This is a genomic window from Actinomadura rubrobrunea NBRC 15275, assembly GCF_001552235.1.
GTDB classification, from domain to species: domain Bacteria; phylum Actinomycetota; class Actinomycetes; order Streptosporangiales; family Streptosporangiaceae; genus Spirillospora; species Spirillospora viridilutea.
The window spans coordinates 1-10,006 of the sequence record NZ_BCQU01000144.1 but is presented as its reverse complement, the minus strand read 5'-3'; the positions used below and the strand labels follow the sequence as shown (position 1 = coordinate 10,006).

Here is a 10,006-nt window from a genome sequence, read left to right as displayed (position 1 = left end):
GGCGGCAGCGCGGCCGGCACCGCCGTGAGCACGCCGGCCAGCGCGACCGCCGCCAGCCGTGCGGGCGGGGCGGCGAACGGCTGCTGCAGCGCCCCGGTCAGCGCCCACCCGACGAGGAGGCCGAGCCCGGCGCCGCCGACCGTGCCGAACACCGCCACGATCAGCGCCTCCCATCGCACCATCGCCGCGACCTGCGCGCCGGTCGCCCCGACGGTGCGCAGCAGGCCGATCTCGCGGGCGCGTTCGCGCACGCCCACGGCCAGCGCGCCCGCGGCGCCCAGCGCCGCGATCACGACCGCCAGGGCGAGCATCGCGTCGACGGCGCCGAGCATGGCCTCCAGGTCGGCGGACGACGTGGCCGCATCGCGGTTCTCGACGGGCGGCGCGCCGTGCGGGCGGGCCGACGCGGCGACGACGCCCTGGGCCGAGCCCGCCGCGTCGCGTTCCAGGGACGCTCGCAGCGACCCGGCGACGACGGTCGCCATGGTCGCCGCGCCGATCACGGCCATCAGCGCGGTCGCCGCCCCGGCGGTGCGGCGCGGACTGCGGGAGGCGGCCCCGCGCGCCAGCGCCCCCGGCAGCCCGCCCAGCCCCGCCGCCGCGGCCCCCGCGAACGCGACGGCGGGGCGGGCCGCCACCGGCCCGAGCAGCAGGACGGCGCCCAGGAGCATGACCGCGCCCGCCTCGGCCACCGCCGGGGTCCCCGCCAGGCCGCCCCAGACGACCGCGCCGGCGGCCACGAGCCCGGTCGCCGTGCCCACGAGCACGCGAGCCTCGGACACGCCGCCTTCGGCGCCGGGCACCCGCGGCGCCGAAGGCGCCGCCCCCGCGGCCCGCACCGCGGACGTCAGCGCGGCCAGCGGTCCGACCGGCGCGGCGACCGCGAACGCCCCGCTGGTGATCACAAGGCCGTGCGGGGTCGGGTCCAGGGCCCGTACCAGGAGCTCGGCGAAGCCGATCCCGCCCGCCAGCCCCGCGAGCGTCCCGATGCTTCCGATCACCAGGGCCTGAACGGCCATCGGCGCGGCCACCTGCACGCGGGACGCGCCGATCGTCCGCAGCACTGACGCCTCCCTCAGACACGGGGCCGCCGTGGCGGCGAACACGTGATGGATGGCCGACCACGCCGCCAGCACGGCCGCCGTCTCGATCGCTCCCAGCGCACCGCGAAGGAGGGTCGCCCGCCCCGGAGCCATGGACGACTCGCCGACGGCCCGAAGCGTGTCGCCGAGCACCAGCGCGCCGCTCAGGAGCATGACACCGAGGGACACCGCCGCCAGTGCGGCGGCGACGCGCCCCGGCCGCGCCCGCATCGCGCCGACCGCCAGCCGGGTCGCCACCGCCCGCCCGCCACCCAAGGCGGACAGTGCCGCCTCTGCCGCGTTCCCCATGCCGACGTTGCCCATGCCGACGTTGCCCATGCCGACGAACCCCATGCCGACGATGCTGGCGCGCCGCCGACCGCCGCGTCGTCGTGCGGAGAGAGTGATCACTCCTGCATCCGGGGACGCAGCCGCGCCCCGTCCCGTACACCACCGGGCGTACGACGCACCACCGGCCCCACTAATCAGACACGATGTCCAATTGTGATGAGGGCAACATACAAGCAGGCTTGATTGCTTGTTTGTTCCGCTCCTACCGTCGAGGTGTGTCAGTAAGTACACGGCGACGCCCGGCCCGCGGACGCGGAGCGAGCCGCCGCACCCAGGAGGAACGACGGACCCGCACCCAGCGGCTGCTGCTCGACGCCACGATGGAGTGCCTGGTCGAGCTCGGCTGGTCGGGCACGTCCACCACGGAGGTGGCGCGCCGGGCGGGCGTGTCCCGCGGCGCGCAGCAGCACCACTACCCGACCAAGATGGTGCTCGTCGCCGCCGCCGTGGAGCACCTGCTGGAACAGCAGCGGCTGGCCTACGAGTCGGCGTTCGCCGACCTGCCGCCCGAGCGGCGCAACGTCGAGGGCGCGCTGGACCTGCTGTGGGAGGTGTTCCGCGGCCGTCCCGCGCGGGCCCTGCTGGAGCTGGCCGTGGCCGCCCGCACCGACGAGGAGCTCCGGCTGCTGTGCCGCGACCTCAACGAGCGGATCCTGCAGGTCATCCTGGAGGTCTTCGATCGGCTGTTCCCCCGCACCGGGCTGCCCGAGGACTTCGTCCCGACCGCGTTGCGCGCCGTGTTCGCCATGTTCATCGGACTGTCGGTGCAGAACGCGCTGGACGACGACGAACGCGGTCACCAGGAGGCCGTGCTGACACAGGTCAAGAGCATCGCCCGGGTGCTCGTCCCCGACCACGACGACCCCGGGCGCGCATCGTCCTGCCCGGCCGCGGACGCCCTGGCGCGTCCCGGCCCGGCGTGACGCGCCGGCGCACCACCGCAAGGGAGCCCCTGCCATGACCAAAGCCCCCACCGCACTCGCCGAGGAGATCCGCGAAGAAGTCAAGGACAGCAAGTCCTACCTCGGGGTCATCGAACGGCTGAACAAGGCGTCGGTCGAAAAGCACTGGGAGGCGTACGCCGACATCCCCTGGGACGACCCCGAGTACGCCGTCGACCCCGACGACCCCCGGTGGATCCTCGACCCGGCCATCGACGCCCTCGCCCGCACCGAGTGGTACCGGTCGCAGCCGGAGGAGATCCGCGCGCAGATCGGCCTGTGGCGCGTCGCCACCGCGATGAAGATCGGCCTTCAGTTCGAGAACCTGCTCAAGCGCGGACTGCTCAACTACGCCTACCGGCTCCCCAACGGCCGTCCCGAGTTCCGGTACGTCTACCACGAGACGACCGAGGAATGTCACCACGGGATGATGTTCCAGGAGTTCGTCAACCGCACCGGGATGCCGATCCGCGGCATGCCGCGCTCGCTCAGCCTGATCGCCCAGGCCGCCCCGTGGATTCCGCTGGTCAGCACCGAGCTGTTCTTCGTGTTCGTGCTCGGCGGCGAGGACCCGATCGACTACGTGCAGCGCAAGTCCCTCAAGGGCGGGCACATCAAGCACCCCCTGGAGGAGACCATCATGAAGATCCACATCGCGGAGGAGGCCCGGCACATCTCCTTCGCCCGGCACTACCTGCGCCACCGGGTCCCCAAGATGAGCCGGACGCGCCGCCGCCTGCTCGGCCTCACCGCCCCGATCGTCCTCGGCATCATGGCGCGGATCATGCTGTCGCCGCCCGGGCCGATGGTGCGCCACTTCGGCATCCCGCGCGACGTCGTCCGCGAGGCGTACGGCACCCCCGAGGCCCGCGCCCAGGTCTGCGAGTCGGTCGGCAAGGTCCGCGACCTCATGGCCGAGCTCGGCCTGATCACCCCCGTGACCCGCCAGATCTGGAAGGCCTTCGGCATCTGGGACGCCCCCCGCGTCCGCACCGCCGGCTGACCGTCCCCGGCGGACCCGAGCGCCCCGGACGCCCAGGGGCGGCCACGGCCGCGCGGAGGGCATCCGGCGGCATCGCGACCGGACGTCCCGCCGGTCGCCGCCGTCGTCGCGGGCCGCGCAACACTCCCCCGATTCACCACGACATCCCATACAGGATCGCGGGGCCGACACCGCACGGACCGCCCCGCCCCTCGGCCCCGCGATCCGCCCGAGCAGGAGCGCGCGATGAGCATTGCGATCGTCACCGGAGGGGCGTCCGGCATCGGCCGGGCGATCGCCACCGCCCTGGTGGCCCGCGGCGACACCGTCGTCGTCACCGACATCGACGGCGAGGGCGCCCAGAAGGTCGCCGACCGGTTGAACGGCCTGGGCCGCGGCCGGGCGGCGAGCGCCGCCCTCGACGTCACCGACGCCGACGCGGTCTCCGACGTCTACAAGGGCGTCAAGGCCGAGTACGGCAGCCTCGACCTGGTGTTCAACAACGCGGGCATCGCCATCGGCGGCCTGGCCGAAGAGCTCACCCTCGACCACTGGAACCGCGCGATCGACGTCAACCTCAAGGGCGTCGTGCACGGCGTCCACGCCGCGTACCCGATCATGCTGGACCAGCGGTCCGGGCACATCGTCAACACCGCCTCGCTGGCCGGGCTGGTCCCCATGCCGATCGGCATCCCCTACACCGCCACCAAGCACGCCGTCGTCGGCCTGTCCCTCGCCCTGCGCGCCGAGGCCGCCGCCCGCGGCGTCAAGGTCAGCGTGGTCTGCCCCAGCTTCGTCGACACGCCTCTGCTCACCAACGTCAACCCCGGCCTTCCCGAAACGGCGATGAGCGGGAACGCCAAGGACGACATCAAGAAGGCGTCCCCCCGCCTCTACACCGCGGAGAAGCTGGCCCGCGACATCATGCGCGGCGTCGAGCGCAACCGCGCGCTCATCGTCGCGCCCGCGCACGGCCGCGCCGCCTGGCGAGGCGCCCGGCTCAGCCCCGGCGGGGCCGTCCGCGCCGCCCAGTGGGCCGTTCGCCGCCTCACCGGCTGACGTCGCACCGGCCCCGCGGCCGCCCGTGATCCGACCCGGGCGGCCGTTCCGCGGCGCGGCGGGTCACGTCGGCCAGGGGGCGCCTTTGCGGAGGATGTCGTAGCCGACGAAGGTGAACAGGCGAACCCCGCGTTCCAACGGGACGGGGTCGCCGAGGTACCGGTGGACGCCGACGCCGAACGCCTTCTCCTCGGGCGGCGACAGCCAGCGCCTCTCGAAGCCGTGCTTTTCGAACCAGCGGCAGATGTCGCCGGTGATGTCCGGCGGCCGCCGGTTGCGGGTCCACACGACGTGGGCGCCTCGGGCGCACAGCTGCGGCAGCATCGAGATGGTCCGCTCGATGTCGGCGTCGGTGATGTTGCCGAACACCCCGCACACCAGGACCAGGTCGGCGGGGACGGCCCCGGTATAGGCGTCGGTGTGCGAGGCGTCCCCCGCCACCACCTCCACGCCGGTCAGCCCCGCCCGCCGGGCCGCCGCTCGCGCCGCCCGCACGTTGGCCTCGTTCAACTCCACCAGCCGCGCCGTCACGTCGGCGCGCCGCGGATGGCGCGCCACGGCGCCGATGAGGTCGCGGCCCTGCCCCGCGCACAGGCTCACCGCGCGCACGGGACCCGGGGACGCCGTGTCGAGCGCCTCCCGGATGCGCTGCTGCACGGTGCGCAGCCTCCGGGACAAGGCCGATCGAGGATCGTCATACGCCCGGTGCCAAGCGGCCCAGTCGCGCCCAGACGGATCTCGGGCTTTGATCATGCGGCCAAAGGTAGGGCGTCGCGCTCGCCGCTGTCCGGAAAAGACCGCCGGTTGACCGCTGTCGGACGATCATCGCTCCGGGGGTTGTGGAGCGTTCCGTCCCTCCCCTTCCCCCACCGACCGCGGATAGTGAAAGTCGAACGCGGGACGTTCCGATCGAATCCGCGGGATGAAGGTGAAATTGTGCCGGGGCGGCGGGCAGGACGTCGCCCACTCCAACGAATTGCCGTAACCCCACGGGTCGTCGGCGGCCACCCGCCTGCCGCGCCGCGCGGTGACGTACACGTTGTACAAGAAGAACAGCGTGGAGGCGCCGAGGATGAACGCCCCGACGCTGGAGACCCGGTTCAACGCCACGAACTCGTCGGCGTAGTCGGCGTACCGCCGCGGCATGCCCTCGGCCCCCAGCCAGTGCTGGACGAGGAAGGTGGTGTGGAAGCCGACGAACAGCGTCCAGAAGTGCAGTTTGCCGAGCCGTTCGTCGAGCATCGTGCCGGTCATCTTCGGCCACCAGAAGTAGAACCCGGCGAACATCGCGAACACCACGGTGCCGAAGACCACGTAGTGGAAGTGGCCGACCACGAAGTACGAGTCGTGCACCTGGAAGTCCAGCGGCGGGGAGGCGAGGATGATGCCGGTCAGCCCGCCGAACAGGAAGGTCACCAGGAATCCGACGGAGAACAGCATCGGCGATTCGAAGCTGAGGGTGCCGCGCCACATGGTGCCGATCCAGTTGAAGAACTTCACCCCGGTGGGCACGGCGATCAGGAACGTCATGAACGAGAAGAACGGCAGCAGCACCCGGCCCGTGGTGAACATGTGGTGCGCCCACACCGCCATGGACAGTCCGGCGATCGCGACGGTCGCGGCGACCATGCCGAAGTAGCCGAACAGCGGCTTGCGGCTGAACACCGGGATCACCTCGGTGACGATCCCGAAGAACGGCAGCGCGATGATGTACACCTCGGGGTGGCCGAAGAACCAGAACAGGTGCTGCCAGAGGAGCGCTCCCCCGGTCGAGGGGTCGTAGACGTGCGCGCCGAACTTGCGGTCCGCCTCCAGCGCCAACAGCGCCGCCGCCAGGATCGGGAAGGCGATCAGCACCATCAGGCTGGTCAGCAGCACGTTCCAGGTGAAGATCGGCATCCGGAACATCGTCATGCCGGGCGCCCGCATCCCGATGATCGTGGTGATGAAGTTGACGCCGCTCAGGATGGTCCCGAGGCCCGACAGCACCAGCCCCATGATCCACATGTCGCCGCCGACGCCGGGTGAGCGGACCGCGTCGGACAGCGGCGTGTACCCCGTCCACCCGAAGCTGGCGGCGCCGCCGGGCGAGACGAAGGCGCCCAGCACGATCAGCCCGCCGAACAGGAACAGCCAGTAGCTGACGATGTTCAGCCGCGGGAACGCCACGTCGGGGGCGCCGATCTGCAACGGCATGACCACGTTGGCGAAGCCGGCGAACAGCGGGGTGGCGAAGAGCAGCAGCATCACCGTGCCGTGGATGGTGAACATCTGGTTGTACTGCTCGTTGCTCACGAACTGCTGCCCGGGCGAGAACAGCTCCGCCCGGATGACCATGGCCATCAGCCCGGCCAGCAGGAAGAACACGAACGACGTGATCAGATAGAGGTGGCCGATCACCTTGTGGTCCGTGGTGGTGATCCAGGACACCACGAGCGACCCGCGGGGACGCCGCCGGGGAGGAGCCTCCGCAAGCGGCTTGCCGAGGAGGACCATGCCGAGCTCCCTGTCAACGGGATCCGTCCAACGACTCGTCAGTGCCCGGTCACACGCCGGGCACTCCTCGCCGGCGTGGCAATAGGCTGAGAACGTGGAGAAGATCCTGGTCAGCGCGTGCCTGCTGGGAACTCCGGTGCGGTACGACGGCCGCGCCAAGCGGGTGGACGACCGGCTGCTGGCACGGTGGCGCGCCGAGGGGCGCCTGGTGCCGTTCTGCCCGGAGGTGTCGGGCGGCTTGGCCGTGCCGCGCCCGCCCGCGGAGATCGTGGGCTCCGGCCCGTCGCGCGACGGCGCGTCCGTGCTGGACGGGACCGCCAAGGTCGTCACCGGGTCGGGGACGGACGTCACCGAGGCGTTCGTGCGCGGCGCGCACCTCGCGCTGGAGGCGGCGCAACGCGCCGGTGCCCGTCTGGCCGTCCTCAAGGAGGGCAGCCCGTCGTGCGCCAGCCGCCGCGTCTACGACGGCACGTTCTCCGGCAGGTCGACCCCCGGCCAGGGCGTCACGACGGCGCTGCTGGAGCGTGCCGGCATCCGAGTCTTCAACGAGGACGAACTCGAGTCCGCCGCCGTCTATCTGACCCAACTAGAAGGCCGCAGCAAGTCCTGACGACCACACAAATGCCCGCCGTCAACCAGCGGGCCCACAACCAAGAACCCCGCCCCGCACAAACGAACCGGGCGTTCGGGCAGGCGCTCGGGCGGTCACGGGGCGGGCTGACCACCACGATCCATCTGGCGGTGGACGGGCGTGGTCTGCCGCTGTCGGTCGTGCTCACGCCGGGCAACGTCAACGACTGCACCGCATTTCCCCAAGGTGCTGTCGCAGATCGCGGTGCCGCGCAGTGGTCCTGCCGCCCGCGGTGCCGGCCGGATCGGGGGATCGCCGACAGGGCCTACAGCTCGGCGGCGATCCGCCGGTCGCTGCGGCGCCGCGGGATCGCCGCGACCATTGGCGAACGCGCCGACCGGCAGGCGGCAAGGGCCCGCCGCGGCTCGCGCGCGGACGCCCGCCGCTCTTCGACCCGGCCGTCTACAAGCGCCACAGGCGTGGGTCGAATGCTGTATCAACCGGCTCAAGCAATGACGCGGGATCGCCACCGGGCTCGACAAACTCGCCCGCGATTTCAGGGCGGCGATCGTGCTGGTCACCGCCTTGTTCTGGATCAACGCATGATCCACCGGACACGCCCCAGGTGTGCTGTTCGGGCAGGTTGGTGACACGGTCGGCTGGGGTTTGGCCCGCGATGCCGGTCTGGTGTCGGTGGTGGTTGTACCAGTCGAGCCAGTCGCCGAAGGCGGCCTGCCTTTCGGCTTCACAGGCGTAGGGCCACTGGTAGGCCCATTCCTCCAGCCGGGTGCGGTGGAAGCGTTCGACCTTGCCGTTGGCCTGGGGCCGCCAGGGCCGGGTCCAGCGCGGGCTGATGCCCAGCGTTGCACAGGTGGTGCGCCAGGTGGTCTTGGTGTAGGCCCAGGCGTTGTCGGTCAGCACACGCCGGACGGTGACGCCGCGTGCGGCGAACCAGGCCGTGGCGCGGACCAGGAACACAGGCGGTCTGGTCGGCCAGGATCTCGGTGTAGGCCAGGCGGGAGTGATCGTCCAGCGCGGTGTGCAGATAGAGGTAGCCCGTGCCGGTGCGGTTGGCGCGGCCCGCGGCGCGCTCCAGGACCCTGTGCCCGCCGCCGTCCGGGAGTTGCGGCCGAGCTTCTTGACGTCGATGTGGACCAGGTCGCCGGGACGCTGATGCTCACAGCGGCGGACGGGTTCGCCGGTGGCCCGGTCGCACGCCGCCAGCGGCGGCAGTCCGTGGCGGGCCAGGATGCGGTGCGCGGTGGAAAGCCGTGATGCCGGTGCGGGCAGCCAGGCGGACTGGGCCGATGCGGTGTGCGCGGCGTAGGGCGAGCGCCTGCGCTTCGATGTGCGGCGGTGTCCGTCGAGGGCTGTGATGCGGCCGGCCGGAGGCGGTCGTGCATGCCGGCCTCGCCCAGGTGCCGGTACCGGGGCGCCCACCGCGCGGCGGTGGTGTGGCTGACGCCGAAGCGCTCAGCGGCCCGCCGCAGCGACCAGCCCTCCTCGACGACACACCGGGCCAGGCTCAGGCGTCCGGTCGGGGTCAGCGGGGCGTTACGGTGGGACACGAGGGCCTCCTGGACGTCGGTGGTAGATGTCGCAATCCACACCGAAACCAGAAGGCCCTCTTGCCGTTCACGAACCGCCCAAGGCGTGTACACCAACGTCCCCGAACAGCACACCTAGGGCGCGTCCGGTGGACCAAGTGTTGATTCAGAGCAGGACCAGGACCATCGCTGCCGGTACGTGCGGGTGAGGCTCTCGAACCGCGCGGCAACCAAACAGCATCGCTTGAGGCATCCGCGATGCAAACTCGTTGCGGCGCCGGAAGACGGCCGGGCCGAACAGCGACCTGCGGACGCCCGGCGCGAGAGCCGCAGGGGCCTCGTGCCGTCTGCTGATCGGCCCGTTCGGGGATCGTCGCGGCGATATTGCAGCACCGCGACGACCATCGTCAGCAAGCTCTGAGAACACCAGCAAAGCAAAAGCCCGCCGACTCACGGCGGGCCTACACAACAACCAAACCCAAACCCAGGGGCGGGCTCTTCCCCCGAACAACGCCTCCACCGCCCCTAGCGGACAGCCTCACGCCTTCAACCTCAACGGCTGCCGCCCGGTGGCCGCGAACAGCATGGCCGCGCCCCAGGCGAACCCCGTACCAGCAGGGGCGCCGTCGACCGTCTCGGAGCCCAAATAGGAGAGAGTGCCGACCACGCCGCAGAACTATGGCCTGTCCGGTGGATCATTCGTTGATCCAGAACAAGGCGGTGAGCAGCACGACTGTCGCCCTGAAGTTGCGGGCGAGTTTGTCGAACCGGGTGGCGATCCCGCGCCATCGCTTGAGCCGGTTGACACAGCGCTCGACCACGCCTGTGTCGCTGGAAGACGGCCCGGTCGAACCCTGGCGGGCACCCGGCGCGACAGCCGCGGCGGCCAGGTGCCGCCTGCTGATCGGCCCGTTCGGGGACCGCCGTGACGATATTGCAGCACCGCGACACGTCCGCAGCAAACTCTAAGAACACCG

Annotated in this window: 10 protein-coding genes and 1 pseudogene; 6 read left to right on the top strand and 5 right to left on the bottom strand. The window is 71.6% G+C overall.

Translation table 11 applies throughout. The features are described 5' to 3' along the window. On the bottom strand, positions 1-1,436 hold a 1,436-nt coding region (locus tag AR3_RS27700), incomplete at its 3' end, for an FtsX-like permease family protein (RefSeq protein ID WP_157406806.1). Between the two features lie 212 nt (positions 1,437-1,648). Between AR3_RS27700 and AR3_RS27695 the strand changes: the two genes are divergently transcribed. From AR3_RS27695 to AR3_RS27685, 3 genes are all read left to right on the top strand, one after another. Continuing rightward, a complete protein-coding gene (locus AR3_RS27695) occupies positions 1,649-2,356 on the top strand; it encodes a TetR/AcrR family transcriptional regulator (protein WP_227023314.1) in 708 nt (235 codons plus the stop codon). A gap of 34 nt (positions 2,357-2,390) precedes the next feature. Continuing rightward, on the top strand, positions 2,391-3,377 hold the full coding sequence (locus tag AR3_RS27690) for an AurF N-oxygenase family protein (protein ID WP_067918398.1): 987 nt from the start codon (positions 2,391-2,393) through the stop codon (positions 3,375-3,377). 225 nt (positions 3,378-3,602) lie between these two features. Next, positions 3,603-4,415: an SDR family NAD(P)-dependent oxidoreductase gene (locus AR3_RS27685; RefSeq protein ID WP_067918396.1), complete on the top strand. Its 813-nt coding sequence runs from the start codon at positions 3,603-3,605 to the stop codon at positions 4,413-4,415. Between the two features lie 63 nt (positions 4,416-4,478). Here the strand turns inward: AR3_RS27685 and AR3_RS27680 are convergent, their stop codons facing one another. Together AR3_RS27680 and ctaD are read right to left on the bottom strand one after the other, a co-directional pair. Next, complete coding sequence (locus AR3_RS27680; protein WP_245637936.1) at positions 4,479-5,072, bottom strand: class I SAM-dependent methyltransferase family protein; 594 nt, start codon at positions 5,070-5,072, stop codon at positions 4,479-4,481. Positions 5,073-5,237: 165 nt separating this feature from the next. Next, on the bottom strand, positions 5,238-6,911 hold the full coding sequence (ctaD, locus tag AR3_RS27675) for an aa3-type cytochrome oxidase subunit I (RefSeq protein WP_067918394.1): 1,674 nt from the start codon (positions 6,909-6,911) through the stop codon (positions 5,238-5,240). A gap of 94 nt (positions 6,912-7,005) precedes the next feature. On the opposite strand from ctaD, the gene AR3_RS27670 reads away from it, so the two are divergent. Both AR3_RS27670 and AR3_RS33020 read left to right on the top strand, forming a co-directional pair. After that, positions 7,006-7,521: a 2-thiouracil desulfurase family protein gene (locus tag AR3_RS27670; protein WP_067918392.1), complete on the top strand. Its 516-nt coding sequence runs from the start codon at positions 7,006-7,008 to the stop codon at positions 7,519-7,521. A gap of 11 nt (positions 7,522-7,532) precedes the next feature. Continuing rightward, positions 7,533-8,132, top strand: a complete 600-nt coding sequence (locus AR3_RS33020; RefSeq protein ID WP_083952157.1) for a transposase — start codon at positions 7,533-7,535, stop codon at positions 8,130-8,132. Here the strand turns inward: AR3_RS33020 and AR3_RS27665 are convergent. Further along, positions 8,110-9,050 (bottom strand): annotated as a pseudogene (locus tag AR3_RS27665) (IS481 family transposase); the annotation flags it as partial. The gene AR3_RS33020 and the pseudogene AR3_RS27665 overlap by 23 nt on opposite strands. A gap of 517 nt (positions 9,051-9,567) precedes the next feature. Further along, positions 9,568-9,696 carry a hypothetical protein gene (locus AR3_RS32725; RefSeq protein WP_281179295.1) on the bottom strand — a complete coding sequence of 43 codons (129 nt, stop codon included), beginning with the start codon at positions 9,694-9,696 and terminating at the stop codon, positions 9,568-9,570. 35 nt (positions 9,697-9,731) lie between these two features. On the opposite strand from AR3_RS32725, the gene AR3_RS33015 reads away from it, so the two are divergent. After that, positions 9,732-9,998 (top strand): hypothetical protein, encoded by a 267-nt coding sequence (locus AR3_RS33015; protein ID WP_390099602.1) that lies wholly within the window; start codon positions 9,732-9,734, stop codon positions 9,996-9,998. The last annotated feature ends 8 nt before the right edge of the window (positions 9,999-10,006 follow it).